The following is a 25356-nucleotide window of genomic DNA, read 5'->3' as shown; positions in this document are numbered from 1 at the left end:
TACCGGCGGGTTTCCCCGGCTGCGGATTGCGACCTCCCTTAACCCTGACGAGCCGGATATCAGAAGGAAGAAAGAGACAAGTGGCGAACCAGTCCCGCCCCAAGGTCAAGAAGTCGCGTGCCCTCGGCATCGCGCTGACCCCGAAGGCCGTCAAGTACTTCGAGGCCCGTCCCTACCCGCCGGGTGAGCACGGCCGCGGCCGCAAGCAGAACTCGGACTACAAGGTCCGTCTGCTCGAGAAGCAGCGTCTGCGCGCGCAGTACGACGTGTCCGAGCGTCAGCTCGTCCGCGCCTACGAGCGTGCCTCCAAGGTGCAGGGCAAGACCGGTGAGGCCCTGATCATCGAGCTGGAGCGTCGCCTCGACGCGCTGGTCCTGCGTTCGGGCATCGCCCGCACCATCTACCAGGCCCGCCAGATGGTCGTCCACGGCCACATCCAGGTCAACGGCCAGAAGGTCGACAAGCCGTCCTACCGCGTGCGTCCGGACGACGTCATCCAGGTCCGCGACCGCTCGAAGGACAAGACGCTCTTCCAGATCGCCCGTGAGGGTGGCTTCGCCCCCGACGGCGAGATCCCGCGCTACCTGCAGGTGAACCTCAAGGCCCTGGCGTTCCGCCTGGACCGCGAGCCCAACCGCAAGGAAGTTCCGATCATCTGCGACGAGCAGCTCGTCGTCGAGTACTACGCCCGCTGATCCCAGCCCCCGCGCAGCACTCAGCGTCAGCCCGCCGTCTCCCCGCCCTTCCGGGTGGGCGAGGCGGCGGGCTTCCGCATTCCGGCACCGTCCCGGCGCTGCCGTACCGGCCCGCGCGGCGACGGCAGCGCGTCCAGCGGCCGTACCCCGAAGTACTCCAGTGCCCGGGCCACCGCCGCCTCCCGGTCCAGCAGCGCGCCCTGCCGTACGCACTCCGCGTACCGCTCCTCGCCCAGCGCCTGCCGGGCCGTCGCCTCGCACAGCTCGTGCGGGGCGTTGTAGTGGGCCGAGCCGAACAGCGGCAGCCCCACCGACGGCCACATCCGACCCGCCGCGCCCTGCAGCACCGCCGCCTCCGCCGGATCGCCCTGCGCCACCGTCACCAGGGCAAGCAGCTCGATCGACAGAACTGAGCCAAGCAGGTCATGGAAGCCGTGCGCATGGCCCAGGCAGTCGGTCAGCAGCTCGCGGGCGCCCGCGTGGTCGCCGTCCCGCCAGGCCGCGTACGCCAGCACATACAGCGCGTACGACCGGGTCCAGTGCTCACCGTGGTCCTCGCACACCCGGCGCACGTCCTCGCACAGCCGCACCGCGTCCGGCAGATCGCCGAGGAACGCCCTGGTCATCGCCAGCTCGACCTGGCCCATCAGGACATTGCTGTTCAGCTCGCCGATCTCCCGGTACCGGCCGAGCGCAGAGCGCAGCAGCGTCTCCGCCCGAGCCATGTCGTCCGTGACCAGGGCCAGACAGCCGGTGCGATGTTCCGCGTACGCCACCGCCGTGGGGTCGGCGACCAGCTCGGCCTCCTCCCGGCACTCCTGGAGCGCGGCCAGCGCGGGCACCGCGTCGCCCTGCAGGATCGCCACATAGCCGAGCACCCACAGCGCCTTCAGCCGGGACCGCGGATACTCCGAGTCCAGCTCCAGACTGAGCTCCAGCCAGCGCCGCCCCTCCGAGAGCCGTCCGCAGCCCGCCCAGCAGAACCACAGCGAGCCCGCCAGATACTGGCCCAGATGCGCCTCGTCCGGCTCGGTCAGACAGTGGTCCAGAGCGGCCCGCAGGTTCGGCAGCTCGACCTCGACACGCGCGGCCACCTCGCCCTGCCGCGGCGAGAACCAGTCCAGCTCGCACCAGGTCGCCAGCCCCATGAACCAGTCGCGGTGCCGGCGCCGCAGCCGCCCCGCGTCCCCCGTCGCCGCCAGCCAGTCGGCGCCGTACGCCCGTACGGTGTCGAGCATCCGGTAGCGCACCCCCGTCGGGGTCTCCTCCCGGGACACCACCGACTGCGCGAGCAGCTCCGTCAGCACGTCCAGGACGTTCTCCGACGACAGCCCGTCCCCGCCGCACACGTACTCGGCGGCCTCCAGGTCGAAGGTCCCCGCGAACACCGACAGCCGTGCCCACAGCAACCGCTCGGCGGGGGTGCACAGTTCATGGCTCCAGCCGATCGCCGTGCGCAGCGTCTGATGGCGGGGGAGGACGTCGCGCCCGCCGCCGGTCAGCAGCCGGAACCGGTCGTCGAGCCGCTCCAGCAGCTGCCCCGGCGAGAGCGCCCGAAGCCGGCCCGCCGCCAGCTCGATCGCCAGCGGGATCCCGTCGAGGCGCCGGCACACCTCCCGAACCTCCGCACGGTCCCGGACCGCCAGCCCCTGCCGCTCGGCGCGCTCGGTGAGCAGTTCCACTGCCTCGTCCTCGCCGAGCGGCGCCAGCGGGAACAGCCGCTCACCCGCCACGCCCAGCGGCCGCCGCCCCACCGCCAGCACGGTCAGGTCGGGCAGCCGCCGCAGCAGCTCGGCCACCAGCTCCGCGCATCCGCCGACCAGGTGCTCGCACCCGTCGAGCAGCAGCAGACAACGGCGGCCGGCCAGGTGCTCCAGAAGCGTCTCGCGCGGCAGCCGGGTGGTGTGGTCGGTCAGGCCCAGCGCCTCCACGACCGCGTACTCCACGAACCCGGGATCGCGCACCGCCGCCAGCTCCACCCGCCACACCCCGTCCCGGGGCGCCGCCGCGGCGGCCGCCCGGGCCGCGAGCCGGGACTTGCCGACCCCGCCGACCCCGGTCACCGTCACCAGCCGGCCGGACTCCAGGGCCCGGGCCAGCTCGCCGAGTTCGGCCGAGCGACCCACGAACGCGGTCAGTTCCAGGGGCAGATTGCCGTCCGCCGAAGAGCCGGGGCGCTGAGGACCTCGCATGGGACACGGAGCGTACTTAACCGTGTTCAGTCCGTACAATCACTTCCCGCAAACTCCACCTCCAGCGCGCGGGTAATCCGGTACGGAGTCCCACGCCCGGCGCGATAGGCTCGGTGCAGACTTTTTCGATATTCGAGGCACGTTTCAGGGAGCGGGTGCGCGCAGTGTCCGGTGGAGAGGTGGCCGGGATCCTGGTGGCCGTCTTCTGGGCGATCCTGGTCTCCTTCCTCGCGGTGGCTCTCGTGAGGCTGGCCCAGACGCTCAAGGCGACCACCAAGCTCGTGGCGGATGTGACCGACCAGGCCGTCCCGCTGCTCGCCGACGCCTCCGCGGCCGTACGCTCCGCGCAGACCCAGATCGACCGGGTCGACGCGATCGCCTCCGACGTCCAGGAGGTCACCTCCAACGCCTCCGCACTGTCGACCACCGTCGCCTCCACCTTCGGCGGCCCGCTGGTCAAGGTCGCGGCGTTCGGTTACGGCGTGCGCCGGGCACTGACCGGCCGCAAGGCGGAGGACGTGCCCGCCCGGAAGCCCGGGCGTACCGTGATCGTGGGCCGGACCGTGCCCGCCGCACGGCGGAAGAACCGGGGAAAGTAGGAGCCAGGCAGATGTTCCGCCGTACCTTCTGGTTCACCACCGGTGTCGCCGCCGGTGTCTGGGCCACCACCAAGGTCAACCGCAAGCTCAGGCAGCTGACCCCCGAGAGTCTCGCCGCCACCGCCGCGAACAAGGCACTGGAGACCGGCCACCGGATCAAGGACCGGGCGATCGGCTTCGCGCTCGACGTCCGCGACAACATGGCCCAGCGGGAGGCGGAGCTGGGGGACGCGCTGGGCATCAACGCGGACCCCGAACTCCCCGCGCCCCGGCGGCTCACCGCCATCGAGAACAACCGCAGCAACCCGAAGTACATCGAGAACACGACGTACTCGTACGACCGGAATGAGGACCACTGATGGAGTCGGCAGAGATTCGCCGCCGCTGGCTGAGCTTCTTCGAGGAGCGCGGGCACACCGTCGTCCCTTCGGCGTCGCTCATCGCGGACGACCCGACTCTGCTCCTCGTCCCGGCCGGCATGGTGCCCTTCAAGCCCTACTTCCTGGGTGAGGTCAAGCCGCCCTTCGACCGCGCCACCAGCGTGCAGAAGTGCGTGCGCACACCGGACATCGAAGAGGTCGGCAAGACTACCCGGCACGGCACCTTCTTCCAGATGTGCGGCAACTTCTCCTTCGGCGACTACTTCAAGGAAGGCGCCATCAAGTACGCCTGGGAGCTGCTCACCAGCCCCCAGGACAAGGGCGGTTACGGCCTGGAGCCGGACCGTCTGTGGATCACCGTCTACAAGGACGACGACGAGGCCGAGCGCATCTGGCACGACGTCGTCGGCGTGCCGAAGGAGCGCATCCAGCGCCTCGGCATGAAGGACAACTACTGGTCCATGGGCGTCCCCGGACCCTGCGGCCCCTGCTCCGAGATCAACTACGACCGCGGCCCCGAGTTCGGCGTCGAGGGCGGCCCGGCCGTCAACGACGAGCGGTACGTGGAGATCTGGAACCTCGTCTTCATGCAGTACGAGCGTGGCGAGGGCATCGGCAAGGACAACTTCGAGATCCTCGGTGAGCTGCCGAGCAAGAACATCGACACGGGCCTCGGCCTGGAGCGTCTCGCCATGATTCTGCAGGGCGTGCAGAACATGTACGAGATCGACACCTCCATGGCCGTCATCAAGAAGGCCACCGAGCTGACCGGCGTGGCCTACGGCGACGCCCACGGCTCGGACGTCTCGCTGCGCGTGGTCACCGACCACATGCGGACGTCGGTCATGCTCATCGGCGACGGCGTGACCCCCGGCAACGAGGGCCGTGGTTACGTGCTGCGCCGCATCATGCGCCGCGCCATCCGCAACATGCGGCTGCTGGGCGCCACCGGCCCGGTCGTCCTGGAACTGATCGACACCGTCATCCGGATGATGGGCCAGCAGTACCCCGAGCTGGTCACCGACCGCGAGCGCATCGAGAAGGTCGCCGTCGCCGAGGAGAACGCCTTCCTCAAGACGCTGAAGGCCGGCACCAACATCCTCGACACCGCCGTCACCGAGACCAAGGAGGCCGGCGGCACGGTCCTCGCCGGTGACAAGGCCTTCCTGCTCCACGACACCTGGGGCTTCCCGATCGACCTCACCCTCGAAATGGCCGCCGAGCAGGGCCTCGAGGTGGACGAGGACGGCTTCCGCCGCCTGATGAAGGAGCAGCGGGACCGCGCCAAGGCCGACGCCCAGGCCAAGAAGACCGGGCATGCCGGCGCCGGCGCCTACCGCGAGATCGCCGACAAGACCGGCGAGACCGACTTCATCGGCTACTCCGACACCGAGGGCGAGACCACGATCGTCGGCATCCTCGTCGACGGCGTCTCCTCGCCGGCCGCCACCGAGGGCGACGAGGTCGAGATCGTCCTGGACCGCACCCCGTTCTACGCCGAGGGCGGCGGCCAGATCGGCGACACCGGCCGGATCAAGGTCGACTCCGGTGCCGTCGTCGAGATCCGCGACACCCAGAAGCCGGTCCCGGGTGTCTACGTCCACAAGGGCGTCGTCCAGTTCGGCGAGGTGACGGTCGGCGCCAAGGCCCACGCCGCGATCGACCAGCGCCGTCGCACCGCGATCGCCCGTGCCCACTCGGCCACTCACCTCACCCACCAGGCGCTGCGCGACGCCCTCGGCCCGACGGCCGCGCAGGCCGGTTCCGAGAACCAGCCCGGCCGGTTCCGCTTCGACTTCGGCTCGCCGTCTGCCGTTCCGACGGCCGTGATGACCGACGTGGAGCAGAAGATCAACGAGGTGCTCGCCCGCGACCTGGACGTGCGCGCCGACATCATGGGCATCGACGAGGCCAAGAAGCAGGGCGCCATCGCCGAGTTCGGCGAGAAGTACGGCGAGCGGGTGCGCGTCGTGACCATCGGCGACTTCTCCAAGGAGCTGTGCGGCGGCACCCATGTGCACAACACCGCCCAGCTGGGCCTGGTGAAGCTGCTCGGCGAGTCGTCGATCGGCTCGGGGGTCCGCCGTATCGAGGCCCTCGTCGGTGTCGACGCCTACAACTTCCTGGCCCGTGAGCACACGGTCGTCGCCCAGCTCCAGGAGCTGATCAAGGGCCGCCCGGAGGAGCTTCCGGAGAAGGTCTCCGCCATGCTCGGCAAGCTGAAGGACGCCGAGAAGGAGATCGAGAAGTTCCGTGCGGAGAAGGTGCTCCAGGCCGCCGGCGGTCTGGTCGACTCCGCGAAGGACGTCCGCGGGATCGCCGTGGTGACCGGGCAGGTCCCCGACGGCACCACCCCGGACGACCTGCGCAAGCTCGTCCTCGACGTGCGCGGCCGCATCCAGGGCGGACGCGCCGCCGTGGTCGCCCTGTTCACGGTCAACAACGGCAAGCCGCTCACGGTCATCGCCACCAACGACGCCGCCCGCGACCGCGGCCTCAAGGCGGGTGACCTGGTGCGCACCGCCGCCAAGACCCTCGGCGGCGGTGGCGGCGGCAAGCCGGACGTCGCCCAGGGCGGCGGCCAGAACCCGGCCGCCGTGGGCGAGGCCATCGACGCCGTCCAGCGTCTCGTGGCCGAGACCGCCAAGTAAGAAAACGGTCACGAAGATGCGCAGAGGACGTCGACTCGCCATCGACGTCGGGGACGCCCGGATCGGGGTCGCCTCGTGCGACCCCGACGGGATCCTCGCCACCCCGGTCGAGACGGTCCCAGGCCGGGACATCCCGGCGGCCCACCGCCGGCTCGGGCAACTGGTCGAGGAGTACGAACCGATCGAGGTCGTCGTCGGACTCCCACGCTCCCTCAAGGGAGGGGAGGGACCGGCCGCCGTCAAGGTCCGGGGCTTCGCCCAGGAGCTGGCCGACAGCATCAAACCGGTGCCGGTCCGGCTGGTCGACGAGCGGATGACGACCGTGACGGCCAGTCAGGGACTGCGCGCCTCGGGGGTGAAGTCGAAGAAGGGCCGCTCGGTCATCGACCAGGCCGCCGCTGTGATCATCCTCCAGCAGGCGCTGGAATCCGAACGGGTGTCAGGTAAACCACCCGGCGAGGGCGTCGAAGTGGTCATCTGATCGCGATACGGTAACGTTCCGCGCGATGCGATGGTTTTCGAACAGCCACCGCACAGCAAGAAGCGGTACGACAGTCGGCCCACCAGCCGCGTGACGCGCCGCCTCGCGGCTCTAGGGGATCGATGACTGAGTATGGCCGGGGCGAAGGCTCCGAACCGTGGCATCCGGAGGACCCGTTGTACGGGGACGACGGATGGGGAGGACAGCAGGCCCACGTGGGTCAGCAGTCCCCCTACGGCGGTCAGCCGCAGCACTATCCGCAGCAGCCGCAGCAGCCGCAGCAGCAGTACGGCGACTGGAGTCAGCACCCGCAGGGCGGGTACGACCAGCAGCACGACCAGCAGCAGTACGCGTACTACGACGAACAGGGCCAGCTTCAGTACGCCGACGGACAGGGTCAGCAGCAGTACGACCAGCAATACGACGAGCAGTACGCCGGCCATGCCCAGCAGCAGTACCACCAGGGCGGCTGGGACGCGACCGGCACCCATGGCCAGGTCCCCTACGCCGCCGACCCGGGCGACCCCTACGGCCAGCAGCCGGTGGCGTACGGCGGGGAGCAGCCCGACTTCTACGGCACCGAGGACGCCTACCCGCCGCCGGAGCCACCCGGCCGCCGGCGCGACCCGGAGCCGGAGACGCAGCCGGAGCCCGTCGCCGAGGAGGAGGAGCAGCACCCCTTCTTCACGGGCGCCGACGACGATGACGACGAGGATGACGACGACCCGAAAGGGCGCCGCGGTGGTGGCCGCGGCAAGGACGCGAAGGGCGGCAAGGGGGCCAAGAAGCGCCGCAACGGCTGCGCCTGTCTGGTGGTCTGCCTGGTCTTCGGCGGCGGTGCTGCCGGGGTCGGCTACTACGGCTGGCACTTCTACCAAAATCGTTTCGGCGCCGGCCTGGACTACGCGGGCAGCGGTAATGGCGAGACGACCACCATCACGATCCCCAAGGGCGCGGGCGGCTACGACATCGGCCGCATCCTGAAGTCGGCCGGCGTAGTCCAGAGCGTCGACGCGTTCGTTTCCGCACAGCAGGCGAACCCCGACGGCAAGTCCATCCAGGACGGCGTCTACACGCTGCAGAAGCACATGTCCGCGGCCAGCGCTGTGGAACTCATGCTCAGCCCCAAGAGCCACAACAACCTGGTCATCGCCGAGGGGCTGCGTAACTCCGCGGTCTACGAGCTGATCGACAAGCGTCTTGCTGTGGCGAAGGGGACGACCGCGAGCGTGGCGAAGAAGGAGTACAAGTCCTTCGGCCTGCCCAAGTGGGCACTGAACCACCCCAACCTGAAGGACCCGCTGGAAGGATTCCTCTACCCCTCCAGTTACGCCGTCGCGAAGGGGCAGAAGCCCAAGGCCGTTCTCAAGGAGATGGTGGCCCGTGCCACCGAGCAGTACCAGACACTCGGTCTGGAGAAGAAGGCCACCAGTCTGGGCCTCGACGGGCCGTGGCAACTGCTGACGGTGGCCAGCCTGGTCCAGGCCGAGGGCACGAGCCACGATGACTTCCGCAAGATGGCCGAAGTGGTCTACAACCGTCTCAAGCCTGGTAACCCCGAGACCTACGGGGCGCTGGAGTTCGACTCCACGTACAACTACGTGAAGAACCAGAGCAAGATCGACCTGTCGATCGCCGAACTGCGGAACTACAAGAACCCGTACAACACGTACTACACCAAGGGGCTGCCTCCGGGGCCGATCGACAACCCCGGTGAGGAAGCGCTGGAGGGCGCGCTCAACCCGACTGATGACGGTTGGTATTACTTCATCTCGATGGACGGCAAGACCAGCGAGTTCACCAAGACCCTCGCCGAGCACGAGAAGCTGGTGAACGAGTGGAACGCATCCAAGAAGAAGAGCTGAGCTGGGCATGATCAACTCGTGTTACTCGCCCTTTGCGTGACATGGGTGTCGCCGTCCTAGGGTTCGCAGCGGTGCCGGCCTAGGGGGACCTCGGTCACTCTCAAGGCCTGTATCGGGGAATCCGGCGACGCTGGCATATTTACCAGCACGTGTGTCAACAGGTCGGATCACGTCTGACCGGGATCGTGAACGGGCGTATCCGGGTATCGCCTTCACGGTTCCGGCGCGCCCGTTGTGACATTGTTCTGGTGAGTGACGGTTTCGGGGTGACCGGTATAATCACGAGCCTTATCGGAGCCGCGAGGCGCAAGGACAAATCAAATGCCATTTCGGGCAACTGATGCCCGCCGGGCCGCTGTGCTCGGTAAGCCCATCGGCCACTCGCTCTCCCCGGTGCTGCACCGGGCCGCCTACGACGAACTCGGGCTCACCGACTGGTCGTACGAGCGCTTCGAGGTCGACGAGGCCGGGCTGCCCGGCTTCCTCGGGCAGCTGGGACCGGAGTGGGCGGGGCTGTCGCTGACCATGCCGTTGAAGCGGGCGGTCATTCCGCTGGTCGACGAGATCAGCGAGACGGCCGCCTCGGTCGACGCGGTCAACACGGTCGTCTTCACGGAGGACGGTCGTCGACTCGGGGACAACACCGACATCCCCGGCATGGTCGCCGCGCTGCGCGAGCACGGCATCGAGCAGGTCGACTCCGCCGCCGTCCTCGGCGCCGGCGCCACCGCCTCCTCGGCGCTGGCCGCGCTCTCCCGGATCTGCACCGGCGAGGTCGTCGCCTACGTCCGCAGCGAGGAGCGCGCCGCCGAGATGCGGCACTGGGGCGAGCGGCTCGACGTGGACGTGCGGACCGCCGACTGGGCCGATGCCGAACAGGCCCTGCACGCCCCCCTGGTGATCGCCACCACCCCGGCGGGCACCACGGACGCCCTCGCCGCCGCCGTACCCGAGCGCCCCACCACCCTCTTCGACGTCCTCTACCACCCCTGGCCCACGGCGCTGGCCGCACGCTGGTCCATGTTCGGCGGAGCCGTGGTGAGCGGCCTCGACCTCCTGGTGCACCAGGCCGTGCTCCAGGTCGAACAGATGACCGGCCGTGGCCCGGCGCCGCTGGACGCCATGCGCAGGGCCGGTGAGAAGGCACTCGCCGAGCGCTGACCGGGTCCACCTCCGCGTCCGTCTGCTGGACCGGCGGCCGGGTTCACCGCCCGGACGTGGGAGGATCGGAGACGGCGGACCGGGGCCGCGCACCCGGTCGGGCCGTCGCCGTACGCGAGGACGCGCGTACGCAGGGCAGTACCGGGGCGCGAGCACTGAGGAGCATCGTTGAGCAGGCTGCGTTGGCTGACCGCGGGGGAGTCCCACGGTCCCGCACTTGTCGCGACGCTGGAGGGCCTTCCCGCCGGCGTGCCGATCACGACCGAGATGGTCGCGGACCATCTGGCGCGGCGGCGGCTCGGTTATGGACGCGGTGCGCGCATGAAGTTCGAGCAGGACCAGGTCACCTTCCTGGGCGGGGTCCGGCACGGCCTCACGCTCGGCTCCCCGGTCGCGATCATGGTGGGCAACACCGAGTGGCCCAAGTGGGAGCAGGTCATGGCCGCCGACCCGGTCGACCCCGAGATCCTCGCCGGGCTCGCCCGCAACGCCCCGCTGACCCGCCCGCGTCCCGGCCACGCCGACCTGGCCGGCATGCAGAAGTACGGCTTCGACGAGGCCCGGCCGATCCTGGAGCGCGCCTCCGCGCGGGAGACCGCGGCCCGGGTGGCGCTCGGCGCGGTGGCCCGGTCGTACCTGAAGGAGACGGCCGGCATCGAGATCGTCTCGCACGTCGTCGAACTGTGCTCCGTGAAGGCCCCCAAGGGCGTCTACCCCACCCCGGCCGACGTCGAGAAGCTGGACGCGGACCCGCTGCGCTGCCTGGACGCGGACGCGTCGAAGGCGATGGTCGCGGAGGTCGACCAGGCCCACAAGGACGGCGACACCCTCGGCGGTGTGGTCGAGGTGCTGGCCTACGGCGTGCCGGTCGGCCTCGGCTCGCACGTCCACTGGGACCGCAAGCTGGACGCCCGCCTCGCCGGTGCCCTGATGGGCATCCAGGCGATCAAGGGCGTCGAGATCGGCGACGGGTTCGAACTGGCGCGGGTGCCCGGCTCCCAGGCGCACGACGAGATCGTCGGCACCGACGAGGGCATCCGGCGTGTCTCCGGCCACGCCGGCGGCACCGAGGGCGGCCTGTCCACCGGTGAGCTGCTGCGGGTCCGTGCCGCGATGAAGCCGATCGCGACCGTGCCGCGCGCCCTGCGGACCGTGGACGTGGCCACCGGCGAGGCCACCCAGGCCCACCACCAGCGCTCCGACGTCTCCGCAGTGCCGGCCGCGGGCATCGTCGCCGAGGCGATGGTCGCGCTCGTCCTCGCGGACGCGGTCGCGGAGAAGTTCGGCGGTGACTCGGTGCCCGAGACCCGCCGTAACGTGCGGTCGTACCTCGAGAACCTGGCCATCCGATGAGCGGCGCACCGATGGTGGTGCTGGTCGGACCGATGGGCGTCGGCAAGTCCACGGTCGGGCACCTGCTCGCCGAGCGGCTCGGTGTCGGCTACCGGGACACCGACGAGGACATCGTCGCCGCCGAGGGCCGCGCCATCGCCGACATCTTCGTGGCCGACGGCGAGCCGGTGTTCCGGGAGATCGAGAAGCGGGCCGTACGGGTCGCGCTGGCCGGCCACGAGGGCGTCCTCGCACTCGGCGGCGGCGCGATCCTCGACGCGGACACACGCGCGCTGCTCGCCGGCCGGCGGGTGATCTACCTCTCGATGGACGTCGAGGAGGCCGTCAAGCGCACCGGCCTGAACGCCGCCCGGCCGCTGCTCGCCATCAACCCCCGCAAGCAGTGGCGGGAGCTGATGGAGGCGCGCCGGCACCTGTACGAGGAGGTCGCCTCGGCCGTCGTCGCGACCGACGGGCGTACGCCCGAAGAGGTCACCCAAGCAGCGCTGGACGCACTGGAGTTGAAGGAAGCATGAGCGAGGCAGTCACCCGGATCCAGGTCGGCGGCACGGCGGGCACCGAGCCGTACGAGGTCCTGGTGGGTCGTCAACTGCTCGGCGAACTGGGCGGGTTGATCGGCGAGAGGGTCAAGCGGGTCGCCGTGATCCACCCCGAGGCGCTCGCCGAGACCGGCGACGCGCTCCGCGCCGACCTGGCCGGGCAGGGCTACGAGGCCGTCGCCATCCAGGTGCCCAACGCGGAGGAGGCCAAGACCGCCGAGGTCGCGGCCTACTGCTGGAAGGCGCTCGGCCAGTCCGGGTTCACCCGCTCCGACGTCGTCGTCGGCGTGGGCGGCGGGTCGACGACGGACCTGGCCGGGTTCGTGGCCGCCACCTGGCTGCGCGGGGTGCGCTGGATCGCCATCCCGACCACCGTCCTCGCCATGGTCGACGCGGCCGTCGGCGGCAAGACCGGCATCAACACCGCCGAGGGCAAGAACCTGGTGGGCGCCTTCCACCCGCCCGCCGGTGTGCTCTGCGACCTGGCCGCGCTGGACTCCCTCCCGGTCAACGACTACGTCTCCGGGCTCGCCGAGGTCATCAAGGCCGGCTTCATCGCCGACCCGGCGATCCTGGAGCTCATCGAATCCGACCCCGAGGCCGCGCGCACCCCGGCCGGCCCGCACACGGCCGAGCTGATCGAGCGCTCCATCCGGGTCAAGGCCGAGGTCGTCTCCTCCGACCTCAGGGAGTCGGGCCTGCGGGAGATCCTCAACTACGGCCACACCCTCGGCCACGCGATCGAGAAGAACGAGCGCTACAAGTGGCGGCACGGCGCCGCGGTCGCCGTGGGCATGCACTTCGCCGCCGAACTCGGCCGGCTGGCCGGACGCCTGGACGACGCGACGGCCGACCGCCACCGCGCGATCCTCGAATCGGTCGGCCTGCCGCTGCACTACCGCTACGACCAGTGGCCCAAGCTCGTCGAGACGATGAAGGTCGACAAGAAGTCCCGCGGCGACCTGCTGCGCTTCATCGTCCTCGACGGCCTCGCCAAGCCGACCGTCCTGGAGGGCCCGGACCCGGCCGTGCTGCTCGCCGCCTACGGCGAGGTCGGACAGTAAGTCCGCCGCTGTTCCTTCCGCCCGATTCGCCTCCCGGCACGGGCACTTCGTACCGCCCCCGGCCGTTTCACCAAACGACGACCGGGGGCGGTACCGTTCGGTAACGAGCGCAGCCGCACATGACGAGACGGAGTGGCACCGGATGCAGCACGCAGTGGGATCTCCGCTGCCGCCGCCCCATCAGCCGGGGCAGGGACCGACCGGCTGGCCGCCGGCCGCACACCACCCGGGAGCGCCGCAGGGCCCCGCGCCCGTGCCGCCGCCGCCACCGGCCGCGCCGCCGCAACCGTCGGTCCCGCCGCCGCCTCCCTTGCCCTCGGCCCCGCCACCCCCCGACACCACGGGCCATGTCCCGCTGCCTCCGGGCGCCCCGGTGGGCATCCCCACCGCGCCCCCGGCCGCGACCACCATGCCCGACCCGACCACCACCACCCTGGCCGTCCTCCTCATCGGCCCGGCCGGTGCGGGCAAGACGAGCGTGGCCAAGTACTGGGCCGACCACCGCCGGGTGCCCACGGCCCACATCAGTCTCGACGACGTCCGCGAATGGGTCCGCTCCGGCTTCGCCGACCCCCAGTCCGGCTGGAACGACAACTCCGAGGCCCAGTACCGCTTGGCCCGCCGCACCTGCGGCTTCGCCGCGCGCAACTTCCTGGCCAACGGGATCTCGTGCATCCTCGACGACGCGGTCTTCCCGGACCGCCCGGTCGTCGGCCTCGGCGGCTGGAAGCGCCACGTAGGCCCCGGCCTCCTCCCGGTCGTCCTCCTCCCGGGCCTCGACATCGTCCTGGAGCGCAACGCCGAACGCACGGGCAACCGCCGCCTCGCCGACGAGGAGGTGGCCCGCATCCACGGCCGCATGGCGGGCTGGTACGGCTCGGGCCTCCCGATCATCGACAACTCGCAGTTGGACGTAGCGAGCACGGCCCGTGTGCTGGACGAGGTCCTGGCACGGGCGATAGCGAGCCCACCGAGCTGGTGAACGTGGGGGCGCGAACAGCCTCCACCGGCCGGCGGCCGGAGAGACGGCCCGCGGTTTCAGGGACGCGGGGAACTGCGCGGAAAAGCCCACGGCCCCGCACTCCGCAACGGCGCCCCACCACCCCACTCGGCCCCCCTCAACCGGCACACATCGCCTACGACTCCTACGCTCGACTCATGTCAGACGTGTACGCGGCCCGCCGAACCAGGCTGAGGGAACGATGCAACGCGGCCGGCTGCCAGTCCGCGCTCGTCTCACGCCCCGCCAACGTGAGATACCTCGCCGGCGTCGCCCCCTCCGGCTCCGTCCTGCTGCTCGGCAAGCGCGAGGATCTCCTCGTCAGCCCCGGCCCCCAGGACGACCGCCCCACCGAGGCCCGCCCCGACGACTCCCTTCGGCAGCATCTCCTCGAAGGGCCCGGCGGTGACCCCGCCGTGGCCGCCGCCGACCTCGCCGCCGCACAGGACGCCGACGCCCTCGCCGTCGAGGAGCACCACCTCACGGTGACCCGGCACCGCGCCCTCTCCTCGGTCGCCCCCCGCCTCCGCCTCACCGACCTCGGCGGCGCCGTCGAGCAGCTGAGGGTCGTCAAGGACGAGGAGGAGATCTCCTGCCTCCGGATCGGTGCCGAGATCGCCGACCAGGCCCTCGGTGAGCTGCTGGAGTCGATCCTCGTCGGCCGCACCGAACGGCACCTCGCCCTGGAGCTGGAGCGTCGCCTGGTCGACCACGGCGCCGACGGCCCGGCCCTCCCCACCTCCGTGGCGACCGGACCGAACTCCGGCCGCCGCGGCCACCGCCCCACCGACCGGCGGGTCGAGGAGGGCGACTTTCTCTCCGTCTGCCTCGGCGCCACCTACCGCGGCTACCGCTGCGAGATCGGGCGTACCTTCGTCATCGGCACCTCGCCCGCCGACTGGCAGATCGACCTCTACGACCTCGTCTTCGCCGCTCAGCGGGCCGGCCGGGAGAGCCTCGTACCCGGCGCCGCCTACCGCGACGTGGACCGCGCCGCACGCCATGTACTGGGCTCCGCGGGCTATGCCGAGGGACTCCAGCCCCTCACGGGACACGGCGTCGGACTCGAAATCGACGAGGACCCGCAGCTCGCCCCGTCGTCCATGGGTAAACTGGACGCTTGCGTGCCGGTCACCGTCGAACCGGGGGTCCACCTCCCGGGCCGGGGCGGTGTCCGGATCGATGACACGCTCGTCGTACGCCCTGAGGCGGACGGCGGACCCGAGCTACTCACCATCACGACCAAGGAGCTGCTCGCGCTGTAGCGCGTGACCCGGGGTCGTACGTCAGTCCAGGAGATTCCGCAACCGTGGCTTCCACGAACGACCTCAAGAACGGCCTGGTGCTCAAGCTCGAAGGCGGCCAGCTCTGGTCCGTCGTCGAGTTCCAGCACGTCAAGCCCGGCAAGGGCCCGGCCTTCGTGCGCACCAAGCTGAAGAACGTGCTGTCCGGCAAGGTGGTCGACAAGACCTTCAACGCCGGCGTCAAGGTCGAGACGGCCACCGTCGACAAGCGCGACATGCAGTACTCGTACAAGGACGGCGAGTACTTCGTCTTCATGGACATGGAGACGTACGACCAGCTGCACATCGACCCGAAGGCCGTCGGCGACGCCGCGAACTTCCTGATCGAGGGCTTCACGGCGGTCGTCGCGCAGCACGAGGGCGAGGTGCTCTTCGTCGAGCTGCCGGCCGCCGTCGAGCTGGTCATCGCCGAGACCGAGCCCGGCGTCCAGGGCGACCGCTCCACCGGCGGCACCAAGCCGGCCACCCTGGAGACCGGCCACCAGATCCAGGTCCCGCTCTTCATCACCACCGGTGAGAAGATCAAGGTCGACACCCGCACCAGCGACTACCTCGGCCGGGTGAACAGCTAACCGTGGCTGCCCGCAACACGGCCCGCAAGCGTGCCTTCCAGATCCTCTTCGAGGGCGACCAGCGCGCGGCCGACGTCCTGACCGTTCTCGCGGACTGGATCAGGCTCTCCCGGGACGACACCCGGCAGCCGCCGGTGAGCGAGTACACGATGCAGCTGGTCGAGGGTTACGCGGAGCACGCGCGGCGGATCGACGAGCTGATCGCCCAGTACGCCGTCGGCTGGACACTCGACCGGATGCCCGTCGTCGACCGCAACATCCTGCGCCTCGGGGCGTACGAGCTGATCTGGGTCGACGAGACGCCGGACGCGGTCGTCCTCGACGAGATGGTGCAGCTGGCGAAGGAGTTCTCGACGGACGAGTCGCCGTCGTTCGTGAACGGACTGCTGGGGCGGCTGAAGGAGCTGAAGCCGTCGCTGCGCCGGGAGGCGTGAGCCGACAGACGCGCCGGAGGGCCCGCATGCCTTGCTGCGGGCCCTCCGGCGTTCGTGTGCCCAATGGGGTGGGTGGTGCGATGACAGCGCGGCTGCGGGCCGTGTGGGGCCTGTCGCGCAGTTCCCCACGCCCCCCCGGGCAGGTCGTGGTGGCCCCGCGCCGAAAGCTCGCGCCTCTGATCGCGAAAACCGCCGGGGCGGCCGGAACCCATCGGGTTCCGGCCGCCCCGGCGGCACGTTTCTGCTCAGGCGTTGTGGGGGTCAGGCGTCCTCGTGGGTGGCGACCGCGCGGCGGGCGTCCGCGTCCAGGACGCCCCAGCTGATCAGCTGCTCGGTGAGGACGGAGGGGGACTGGTCGTAGATGACGGCCAGTGTGCGCAGGTCGTCCTGGCGGATCGACAGCACCTTGCCGTTGTAGTCACCGCGCTGGGACTGGATCGTCGCCGCGTAGCGCTGCAGCGGGCCGGCCTTCTCGGCCGGCACGGTGGCCAGCCGCTCCAGGTCCAGGACCAGCTTGGGCGGCGGCTCGGCGGCTCCGCCCGGGGTGGTGCCCGGCAGCAGCTCCTGCACCGGAACGCCGTAGAAATCCGCCAACTCGGCAAGGCGCTGCACGGTCACGGCACGGTCGCCGCGCTCGTACGAACCGACCACTACGGCCTTCCAGCGCCCCTGGGACTTCTCCTCGACACCGTGGAGGGAAAGGCCCTGCTGGGTGCGGATGGCCCGGAGCTTGGCCCCGAGCTGTTTGGCGTATTCGCTGGACATATAGCTCCCCGGACACTGTGTCGACGCGGCCGGCCTTGGTCCCGCCGCGCGGCTGGTAACTCACTGTGAGGTTACGCAGCGTTACTCTCTCGCGTCAAGCCGAATGGTCCGCACCGGCTCTTCCGTGGCAGTGACGGCCGATTACGCCAAGCGGGTGATCAGGGGCTCTCGGGCACCTGATACGGTGGATGGCGCAAATCCGACGTCCTTTAAGATCCGTCCCGTGAGGCGGAGAAGGGGGTCCGTTTCGTATGGACAAGCAGGTAAAGCCCGACCTTCAGGCATCCGATGCCCGGCCCGTTCTCGAAGGGCCCGACATCGCGCGGGTCCTGACCCGCATCGCCCACGAGATCGTCGAGCGCGCCAAGGGCGCCGACGACGTGGTGCTCCTCGGCATTCCGACCCGCGGTGTCTTCCTCGCCCGGCGGCTCGCCGCCAAGCTGGAGGAGATCACCGACCGCAAGGTGCCCGTCGGCTCGCTCGACATCACCATGTACCGCGACGACCTGCGCATGCATCCGCCGCGTGCGCTGGCCCGCACCGAGATCCCCGGTGACGGCATCGACGGCAGACTGGTCGTCCTCGTCGACGACGTGCTCTTCTCCGGCCGCACCATCCGCGCCGCCCTCGACGCCCTGAACGACATCGGGCGCCCGCGCGCGGTGCAGCTCGCGGTCCTCGTCGACCGCGGTCACCGCGAACTGCCCATCCGTGCCGACTATGTCGGCAAGAACCTCCCCACGTCGCTGCGGGAGACGGTCAAGGTCCTGCTCACCGAGGAGGACGGTCGCGACACCGTGCTGCTCGGTGTGAAGCCGACCTCTTAGCAGGCCGAGGGGCCCGCACCACCCCGGTGCGCCCACGCCTGCCCGCAATCTCCCGATATGTGAACTGCCTTACGGAGCCTGACAGATGCAGCGTCATCTCATCTCGGCCGCCGACCTCACCCGCGACGACGCCGTCCTGATCCTCGACACCGCCGAGGAGATGGCCCGGGTCGCCGACCGGCCGATCAAGAAACTGCCGACCCTGCGCGGCCGCACCGTGGTCAACCTCTTCTTCGAGGACTCGACGCGGACCCGGATCTCCTTCGAAGCCGCCGAGAAGCGGCTGTCGGCGGACGTCATCAACTTCTCCGCCAAGGGGTCGAGCGTCTCCAAGGGCGAGTCCCTCAAGGACACCGCCCAGACCCTGGAGGCTATGGGCGTCGACGCCGTCGTCATCCGGCACGGCGCCTCCGGAGCCCCCTACCGCCTCGCCAACTCCGGCTGGATCGACGCCGCCGTCATCAACGCCGGTGACGGCACCCACCAGCACCCCACCCAGGCCCTCCTGGACGCCTTCACCATGCGCCGCCGGCTCGTCGGCCGGGACACCGGGATCGGGCAGGACCTCGCCGGCAAGCGCATCACGATCGTCGGAGACGTCCTGCACAGCCGGGTCGCCCGCTCCAACGTCGACCTGCTGCACACCCTGGGCGCCGAGGTCACCCTGGTCGCCCCGCCCACCCTGGTGCCGGTCGGCGTCGGGAACTGGCCCTGCGAGGTGTCGTACGACCTCGACGCCGTCCTCCCCAAGTCCGACGCGGTGATGATGCTGCGCGTCCAGCGCGAGCGCATGAACGCCGCGTTCTTCCCGACCGAGCGCGAGTACTCGCGGCGCTACGGCCTCGACGGCGACCGCATGGCGCGGATGCCCGAGCACGCCATCGTGATGCACCCCGGCCCGATGGTCCGCGGGATGGAGATCACCGCCGAGGTCGCCGACTCCGACCGCTGCACCGTCGTCGAGCAGGTCGCAAACGGAGTCTCCATCCGGATGGCCGTTCTCTACCTCCTGCTCGGCGGAAACGAACCCGCCGTCAGCCACGCCCGCACCATCGAGGAGAAGTAACACCCATGAGCAAGATCCTGATCCGTGGTGCGAAGGTGCTCGGCGGTGACCCGCAGGACGTCCTGATCGACGGCGAGGTCATCGAGGCGGTGGGCAGCGGGCTGTCGGCCGAGGGCGCCGAGGTCGTGGAGGCCGCCGGCCAGGTGCTGCTGCCGGGCCTGGTCGACCTGCACACGCATCTGCGCGAGCCCGGGCGCGAGGACTCCGAGACCGTGCTCACCGGCACCCGCGCGGCCGCCTCCGGCGGCTACACGGCCGTGTTCGCCATGGCCAACACCTTCCCGGTCGCCGACACCGCCGGTGTGGTCGAGCAGGTCTACCGGCTGGGCCAGGAGCACGGCTACTGCGACGTCCAGCCCATCGGCGCCGTCACCGTCGGCCTGGAGGGCCGGAAGCTCGCCGAGCTGGGGGCCATGCACGAGTCGGCCGCCGGGGTCACCGTCTTCTCCGACGACGGCAAGTGCGTCGACGACGCCGTGATCATGCGCCGCGCGCTGGAGTACGTGAAGGCCTTCGGCGGCGTCGTCGCCCAGCACGCGCAGGAGCCCCGGCTGACCGAGGGCGCCCAGATGAACGAGGGTGTGGTCTCCGCCGAACTGGGGCTCGGCGGCTGGCCGGCGGTGGCCGAAGAATCGATCATCGCCCGGGATGTCCTGCTCGCCGAGCACGTCGGTTCCCGCGTCCACATCTGCCACCTCTCGACCGCCGGGTCCGTCGAGATCGTGCGCTGGGCCAAGTCCCGGGGCATCGCCGTCACGGCCGAGGTCACCCCGCACCACCTGCTCCTCACCGACGAGCTGGTCCGGTCGTACGACCCGGTCTACAAGGTCAACCCGCCGCTGCGCACCGAGCGCGATGTGCTGGCCCTGCGCGAGGCGCTCGCCGACGGCACCATCGACATCGTCGCCACCGACCACGCCCCGCACCCGCACGAGGACAAGGACTGCGAGTGGGCCGCGGCCGCCATGGGGATGGTGGGTCTGGAGACCGCGTTGTCGGTGGTCCAGGAGACCATGGTGGACACGGGCCTGCTGACCTGGGCCGGCGTCGCCGACCGGATGTCCGTCAAGCCCGCGCGGATCGGACGGGCCGCCGGCCACGGCCGTCCCGTCTCGGCAGGTGAGCCCGCCAACCTCGTCCTCGTCGACACGGAATACCGTGGCCTGGTGGACCCCGCGGGCTTCGCCTCGCGCAGCCGCAACACCCCCTACGAGGGGCGTGAGCTGCCGGGCCGTGTCACCCACACATGGCTGCGGGGCAAGGCGACGCTCGTGGACGGGAAGCTGACGTGACACCTCTGATCCTGCTGGCCGACGACAAGAAGTCGGCCGCGGTCACCGACTGGTCCGCGCGGATCGGCTGGCTCGTCGGGCTCGCCCTGTTCGTCGCGCTCGTCTACTGGCTGATGCGTGAGGGCTGGAAATGGCGCGGCACGCTTCAGGGGGACCTTCCCGAGCTGCCCACCGCGCCGGACGACCTCGGTGCGGCCAGACTGACCATGAGCGGCCGCTACCACGGCTCCACCACCGCCGGGCAGTGGCTGGACCGCATCGTGGCCCGCGGCCTCGGCTCCCGCAGCCGGGTCGAGCTCACCCTGACCGACGCGGGCCTGGACGTCGTACGCCCCGGCGCGCCGGACTTCTTCATCCCCGCGGACGCGCTCCGCGAGGCCCTGCTCGGCAAGGGCATCGCGGGCAAGGTCCTCACCGAGGGCGGACTCCTCGTGGTGACCTGGGCACACGGCGACAAGCTGATCGACTCCGGTTTCCGCTCCGACCACGCGGCCGAGCACACCGAGTGGGTCGACGCCATCAACTCCATGATCAAGACACCCAGCACGGAAGGCGCCGAACGATGACGACCTCCACCAGGGGAACCGCTTCTCAGCAGAGGGCTCTTCCCGCCGTACTCGTCCTGGAGGACGGCCGGATCTTCCGCGGCCGCGCCTACGGGGCCGTGGGGGAGACCTTCGGCGAGGCCGTGTTCTCCACCGGCATGACCGGCTACCAGGAGACCCTCACCGACCCGTCCTACGACCGCCAGATCGTGGTCGCCACCGCCCCCCAGATCGGCAACACGGGGTGGAACGACGAGGACGACGAGTCCGCCCGCATCTGGGTCTCCGGCTACGTCGTGCGCGACCCCGCGCGCGTGCCCTCCAACTGGCGTGCCAAGCGGTCCCTGGACGACGAGCTGGTCGCGCAGGGCGTGGTCGGCATCTCCGGGATCGACACCCGCGCCCTCACCCGCCACCTCCGTGAACGCGGCTCGATGCGCTCCGGCATCTTCTCGGGCGAGGCGATCGCCGCCGATTCCGAGCTCCTCGCGCGCGTGCAGGCCCAGCCGCACATGAAGGGCGCCTCGCTGTACGAAGAGGTCGCCACCAAGGAGGCGTACGTCGTCCCGGCCGTCGGGGAGAAGCGATTCACCGTCGCCGCCATAGACCTCGGCATCAAGGGCATGACCCCGCAGCGCATGGCCGAGCGCGGCATCGAGGTGCACGTGCTGCCCGCGACCGCCACCGAGGAGGACGTGTACGCCGTCTCCCCGGACGGTGTGTTCTTCTCCAACGGCCCCGGCGACCCGGCCACGGCCGACGGCCCGGTGGCCCTGATGACCGCCGTGCTGGCGCGGAAGACCCCGCTCTTCGGCATCTGCTTCGGCAACCAGATCCTCGGCCGCGCGCTCGGCTTCGGCACGTACAAGCTGAAGTACGGCCACCGGGGCATCAACCAGCCGGTCCAGGACCGTACGACCGGCAAGGTCGAGGTCACCGCGCACAACCACGGCTTCGCCGTCGACGCCCCGCTCGACCAGGTCAGCGACACGAAGTTCGGCCGCGCCGAGGTGTCCCACGTCTGCCTGAACGACGACGTCGTGGAGGGGCTGCAGCTGCTCGATCAGCCGGCCTTCTCCGTCCAGTACCACCCCGAAGCAGCAGCCGGCCCGCACGACGCCGCCTACCTGTTCGACCGCTTCGTTTCCCTGATGGAGGGCCAGCGTGCCTAAGCGCACCGATATCCAGTCCGTCCTGGTCATCGGCTCCGGCCCGATCGTCATCGGCCAGGCCGCCGAGTTCGACTACTCCGGTACCCAGGCCTGCCGCGTCCTGCGGGCCGAGGGCCTGCGCGTCATCCTGGTCAACTCCAACCCGGCGACGATCATGACCGACCCGGAGATCGCCGACGCGACCTATGTCGAGCCGATCACCCCGGAGTTCGTCGAGAAGATCATCGCCAAGGAGCGCCCCGACGCCCTGCTGCCCACCCTGGGCGGCCAGACCGCGCTCAACACCGCGATCTCGCTGGACGAGAACGGCGTCCTCGCCAAGTACGGCGTCGAGCTGATCGGCGCCAACGTCGAAGCCATCAACAAGGGCGAGGACCGCGACCTCTTCAAGGACGTCGTGGCGGCCGTGCGCGCCAAGATCGGGCACGGTGAGTCCGCCCGGTCGGTGATCTGCCACTCCATGGACGAGGTGCTCGCGGGCGTGGACGAGCTGGGCGGCTACCCCGTCGTCGTCCGACCCTCCTTCACCATGGGCGGCGCCGGCTCCGGCTTCGCACACGACGAGGAGGAGCTGCGCCGGATCGCCGGCCAGGGCCTGACCCTCTCGCCCACCACCGAGGTGCTCCTGGAGGAGTCCATCCTCGGCTGGAAGGAGTACGAGCTGGAGCTGATGCGCGACAAGCACGACAACGTCGTGGTCGTCTGCTCCATCGAGAACTTCGACCCCATGGGCGTGCACACCGGTGACTCGATCACCGTCGCCCCGTCGATGACGCTGACCGACCGCGAGTACCAGATCCTGCGGGACATCGGCATCGCCGTGATCCGCGAGGTCGGTGTCGACACCGGCGGCTGCAACATCCAGTTCGCGGTCAACCCCGAGGACGGCCGGGTCATCGTCATCGAGATGAACCCGCGCGTGTCGCGGTCCTCGGCGCTCGCCTCCAAGGCAACCGGCTTCCCGATCGCGAAGATCGCGGCCAAGCTGGCGGTCGGCTACACCCTCGACGAGATCCCGAACGACATCACCCAGGAGACCCCGGCCTCCTTCGAGCCCACGCTCGACTATGTGGTCGTCAAGGCACCCCGTTTCGCGTTCGAGAAGTTCCCGCAGGCCGACTCCACGCTGACCACGACCATGAAGTCGGTCGGCGAGGCGATGGCCATCGGCCGCAACTTCCCCGAGGCCTTCCAGAAGGCGCTGCGCTCGCTGGAGAAGAAGGGCAGCCAGTTCACCTTCGTCGGCGAGCCCGGCGACAAGGAGGCGCTGCTGCACGAGGCGGTACGGCCCACCGACGGCCGGATCAACACCGTCATGCAGGCCATCCGCGCGGGCGCCACGCCCGAGGAGGTCTTCGAGTTCACGAAGATCGACCCGTGGTTCGTCGACCAGCTCTTCCTGATCAAGGAGATCGCCGACGAGCTGGCGGCCGCCGCCGAACTCACCCCCGACCTGCTCGCCGAGGCCAAGCGGCACGGCTTCTCCGACCAGCAGATCGGCGAGATCCGCGGTCTGCGCGAGGACGTCGTCCGCGAGGTCCGGCACGCGCTCGGCGTCCGCCCGGTCTACAAGACGGTCGACACCTGCGCGGCCGAGTTCGCCGCGAAGACGCCGTACTTCTACTCCTCCTACGACGAGGAGACCGAGGTCGCCCGGCGCGAGAAGCCGGCCGTCATCATCCTGGGCTCCGGTCCCAACCGCATCGGCCAGGGCATCGAGTTCGACTACTCCTGCGTGCACGCGTCCTTCGCGCTGTCGGACGCCGGGTACGAGACCGTGATGGTCAACTGCAACCCGGAGACCGTCTCCACCGACTACGACACCTCCGACCGGCTGTACTTCGAGCCGCTCACCCTGGAGGACGTCCTGGAGATCGTCCACGCCGAGCAGCAGGCCGGTCCGGTCGCCGGTGTGGTGGTGCAGCTCGGCGGGCAGACGCCGCTGGGTCTGGCGCAGGCGCTGAAGGACAACGGCGTGCCGATCGTCGGCACGCCCCCCGAGGCCATCCACGCGGCCGAGGACCGGGGCGCCTTCGGGCGGGTCCTCGCGGAGGCGGGCCTGCCGGCCCCCAAGCACGGCACCGCCACCAAGTTCGCCGAGGCAAAGGCCATCGCCGACGAGATCGGCTACCCGGTGCTGGTGCGGCCGTCGTACGTCCTCGGCGGCCGGGGCATGGAGATCGTCTACGACGAGACCCGCCTCGCCGCCTACATCGCCGAGTCCACCGAGATCAGCCCCTCCCGTCCGGTGCTCGTCGACCGGTTCCTGGACGACGCGATCGAGATCGACGTCGACGCTCTCTACGACGGCGAGGAGCTGTACCTCGGCGGCGTCATGGAACACATCGAGGAGGCCGGTATCCACTCCGGCGACTCGGCGTGCGCCCTGCCGCCGATCACGCTGGGCGGATTCGACATCAAGCGCCTGCGGGCCTCGACGGAGGCCATCGCCAAGGGCGTCGGCGTACGCGGTCTGATCAACATCCAGTTCGCGATGGCCGGGGACATCCTCTACGTCCTCGAAGCCAACCCGCGCGCGTCCCGTACGGTCCCCTTCACCTCGAAGGCGACCGCGGTGCCGCTGGCCAAGGCCGCCGCCCGGATCTCGCTGGGCGCGACCGTCGCCGAGCTGCGCGCCGAGGGACTGCTGCCGGCCCGCGGCGACGGCGGTGAGCTGCCGCTCGACGCTCCGATCTCCGTCAAGGAGGCGGTCATGCCGTGGTCGCGGTTCCGCGACATCCACGGCCGGGGCGTCGACACCGTGCTCGGCCCGGAGATGCGCTCCACCGGCGAGGTCATGGGCATCGACTCCGTCTTCGGCACGGCGTACGCCAAGTCGCAGGCGGGGGCGTACGGGCCGCTGCCGACCAAGGGCCGGGCGTTCATCTCGGTCGCCAACCGCGACAAGCGCTCGATGATCTTCCCGGCGCGTGAGCTGGTCGCCCACGGCTTCGAGCTGCTCGCCACGTCCGGCACGGCCGAGGTGCTCAAGCGCAACGGCATCAACGCGACCGTTGTTCGCAAGCAGTCGGACGGTGTCGGTCCTCAGGGCGAGAAGACGATCGTTCAGCTGATTCACGACGGCGAGGTCGACCTCATCGTCAACACCCCGTACGGCACGGGGGGTCGCCTGGACGGGTACGAGATCCGGACGGCCGCGGTGGCGCGGTCGGTGCCGTGTCTGACGACGGTGCAGGCGCTGGCGGCGGCTGTGCAGGGCATTGATGCGCTCAACCACGGGGATGTGGGTGTGCGGTCGCTCCAGGAGCATGCGGAGGGGTTGACGGCCGCGCGGGTCTGAGAGGCCGTAGTGAAGCTGCGGGCCGGTGGGGGCCGGTCGCGCGGCGGAGCCGCATATTGAGCACCGCCCCGCGCCCCTTCGGGGGCGCGTTGCCCAGC

General features: G+C 70.3%; 22 protein-coding genes. 20 read left to right on the top strand and 2 right to left on the bottom strand.

The features are described 5' to 3' along the window. Window positions 1-80: 80 nt before the first annotated feature. Window positions 81-695 (top strand): 30S ribosomal protein S4, encoded by a 615-nt coding sequence (gene rpsD / locus AB0N16_RS14265; RefSeq protein WP_351707197.1) that lies wholly within the window; start codon window positions 81-83, stop codon window positions 693-695. Between the two features lie 26 nt (window positions 696-721). Here the strand turns inward: rpsD and AB0N16_RS14260 are convergent, their stop codons facing one another. Beyond that, a complete protein-coding gene (locus AB0N16_RS14260) occupies window positions 722-2887 on the bottom strand; it encodes an AAA family ATPase (protein WP_365796440.1) in 2166 nt (721 codons plus the stop codon). A gap of 155 nt (window positions 2888-3042) precedes the next feature. Here AB0N16_RS14260 and AB0N16_RS14255 point away from each other — a divergent pair, with 155 nt between their 5' ends. The 13 genes from AB0N16_RS14255 to nusB all read left to right on the top strand — a co-directional run bounded on the left by AB0N16_RS14255 (window position 3043) and on the right by nusB (window position 16290). Beyond that, the gene (locus AB0N16_RS14255) at window positions 3043-3486 is read left to right on the top strand and encodes a DUF948 domain-containing protein (RefSeq protein WP_365796438.1); all 444 of its coding nucleotides are present in this window, start codon (window positions 3043-3045) and stop codon (window positions 3484-3486) included. An 11-nt stretch (window positions 3487-3497) separates the two neighbouring features. Beyond that, the gene (locus tag AB0N16_RS14250; RefSeq protein ID WP_365796436.1) at window positions 3498-3845 is read left to right on the top strand and encodes a hypothetical protein; all 348 of its coding nucleotides are present in this window, start codon (window positions 3498-3500) and stop codon (window positions 3843-3845) included. Further along, window positions 3845-6517, top strand: a complete 2673-nt coding sequence (gene alaS / locus AB0N16_RS14245) for an alanine--tRNA ligase (protein ID WP_365796434.1) — start codon at window positions 3845-3847, stop codon at window positions 6515-6517. The genes AB0N16_RS14250 and alaS overlap by 1 nt, the downstream gene beginning before the upstream one ends. Before the next feature lie 16 nt (window positions 6518-6533). After that, a complete protein-coding gene (gene ruvX, locus AB0N16_RS14240; RefSeq protein ID WP_365796432.1) occupies window positions 6534-6998 on the top strand; it encodes a Holliday junction resolvase RuvX in 465 nt (154 codons plus the stop codon). Window positions 6999-7120: 122 nt separating this feature from the next. Next, window positions 7121-8863 (top strand): endolytic transglycosylase MltG, encoded by a 1743-nt coding sequence (gene mltG, locus AB0N16_RS14235; protein WP_365796429.1) that lies wholly within the window; start codon window positions 7121-7123, stop codon window positions 8861-8863. Window positions 8864-9184: 321 nt separating this feature from the next. Then, window positions 9185-10024: a shikimate dehydrogenase gene (locus AB0N16_RS14230; protein ID WP_365796427.1), complete on the top strand. Its 840-nt coding sequence runs from the start codon at window positions 9185-9187 to the stop codon at window positions 10022-10024. Window positions 10025-10192: 168 nt separating this feature from the next. Then, the gene (gene aroC, locus AB0N16_RS14225; RefSeq protein WP_351707176.1) at window positions 10193-11377 is read left to right on the top strand and encodes a chorismate synthase; all 1185 of its coding nucleotides are present in this window, start codon (window positions 10193-10195) and stop codon (window positions 11375-11377) included. After that, on the top strand, window positions 11374-11892 hold the full coding sequence (locus AB0N16_RS14220; protein WP_365796425.1) for a shikimate kinase: 519 nt from the start codon (window positions 11374-11376) through the stop codon (window positions 11890-11892). Before aroC ends, AB0N16_RS14220 begins: the two co-directional genes overlap by 4 nt. Beyond that, the gene (gene aroB / locus AB0N16_RS14215; protein ID WP_365796423.1) at window positions 11889-12980 is read left to right on the top strand and encodes a 3-dehydroquinate synthase; all 1092 of its coding nucleotides are present in this window, start codon (window positions 11889-11891) and stop codon (window positions 12978-12980) included. Before AB0N16_RS14220 ends, aroB begins: the two co-directional genes overlap by 4 nt. Window positions 12981-13122: 142 nt before the next feature. Further along, window positions 13123-13962 (top strand): Pro-rich N-terminal domain-containing protein, encoded by an 840-nt coding sequence (locus AB0N16_RS14210; RefSeq protein WP_365796421.1) that lies wholly within the window; start codon window positions 13123-13125, stop codon window positions 13960-13962. A gap of 176 nt (window positions 13963-14138) precedes the next feature. After that, complete coding sequence (locus tag AB0N16_RS14205) at window positions 14139-15245, top strand: aminopeptidase P family protein (RefSeq protein ID WP_365796419.1); 1107 nt, start codon at window positions 14139-14141, stop codon at window positions 15243-15245. A gap of 44 nt (window positions 15246-15289) precedes the next feature. After that, a complete protein-coding gene (gene efp, locus AB0N16_RS14200) occupies window positions 15290-15856 on the top strand; it encodes an elongation factor P (RefSeq protein WP_365796417.1) in 567 nt (188 codons plus the stop codon). A gap of 2 nt (window positions 15857-15858) precedes the next feature. Further along, window positions 15859-16290: a transcription antitermination factor NusB gene (nusB, locus tag AB0N16_RS14195; RefSeq protein ID WP_365796415.1), complete on the top strand. Its 432-nt coding sequence runs from the start codon at window positions 15859-15861 to the stop codon at window positions 16288-16290. Window positions 16291-16551: 261 nt separating this feature from the next. Here nusB and bldD read toward each other — a convergent pair whose 3' ends face one another. Continuing rightward, window positions 16552-17055: a transcriptional regulator BldD gene (gene bldD / locus AB0N16_RS14190; protein ID WP_020938842.1), complete on the bottom strand. Its 504-nt coding sequence runs from the start codon at window positions 17053-17055 to the stop codon at window positions 16552-16554. 251 nt (window positions 17056-17306) lie between these two features. On the opposite strand from bldD, the gene pyrR reads away from it, so the two are divergent. The 6 genes from pyrR (at window position 17307) to carB (ending at window position 25258) form a co-directional block, all read left to right on the top strand. After that, window positions 17307-17882 (top strand): bifunctional pyr operon transcriptional regulator/uracil phosphoribosyltransferase PyrR, encoded by a 576-nt coding sequence (gene pyrR / locus AB0N16_RS14185; RefSeq protein WP_365796413.1) that lies wholly within the window; start codon window positions 17307-17309, stop codon window positions 17880-17882. Window positions 17883-17967: 85 nt separating this feature from the next. After that, a complete protein-coding gene (locus AB0N16_RS14180) occupies window positions 17968-18948 on the top strand; it encodes an aspartate carbamoyltransferase catalytic subunit (RefSeq protein WP_365796411.1) in 981 nt (326 codons plus the stop codon). 5 nt (window positions 18949-18953) lie between these two features. Continuing rightward, the gene (locus tag AB0N16_RS14175) at window positions 18954-20240 is read left to right on the top strand and encodes a dihydroorotase (protein ID WP_365796409.1); all 1287 of its coding nucleotides are present in this window, start codon (window positions 18954-18956) and stop codon (window positions 20238-20240) included. After that, window positions 20237-20806: a hypothetical protein gene (locus AB0N16_RS14170; protein WP_365796407.1), complete on the top strand. Its 570-nt coding sequence runs from the start codon at window positions 20237-20239 to the stop codon at window positions 20804-20806. Before AB0N16_RS14175 ends, AB0N16_RS14170 begins: the two co-directional genes overlap by 4 nt. After that, window positions 20803-21957, top strand: coding sequence for a glutamine-hydrolyzing carbamoyl-phosphate synthase small subunit (carA, locus tag AB0N16_RS14165; RefSeq protein WP_365796405.1), 1155 nt, complete (start codon window positions 20803-20805; stop codon window positions 21955-21957). The genes AB0N16_RS14170 and carA overlap by 4 nt, the downstream gene beginning before the upstream one ends. Beyond that, on the top strand, window positions 21950-25258 hold the full coding sequence (gene carB, locus AB0N16_RS14160) for a carbamoyl-phosphate synthase large subunit (protein ID WP_365796403.1): 3309 nt from the start codon (window positions 21950-21952) through the stop codon (window positions 25256-25258). The genes carA and carB overlap by 8 nt, the downstream gene beginning before the upstream one ends. The last annotated feature ends 98 nt before the right edge of the window (window positions 25259-25356 follow it).

The organism is Streptomyces sp. NPDC051105 (assembly GCF_040682795.1).
Taxonomy (GTDB): domain Bacteria; phylum Actinomycetota; class Actinomycetes; order Streptomycetales; family Streptomycetaceae; genus Streptomyces.
The sequence above is the reverse complement of the archived record's forward strand: the minus strand, read 5'-3'. Positions and strand labels throughout refer to the sequence as shown.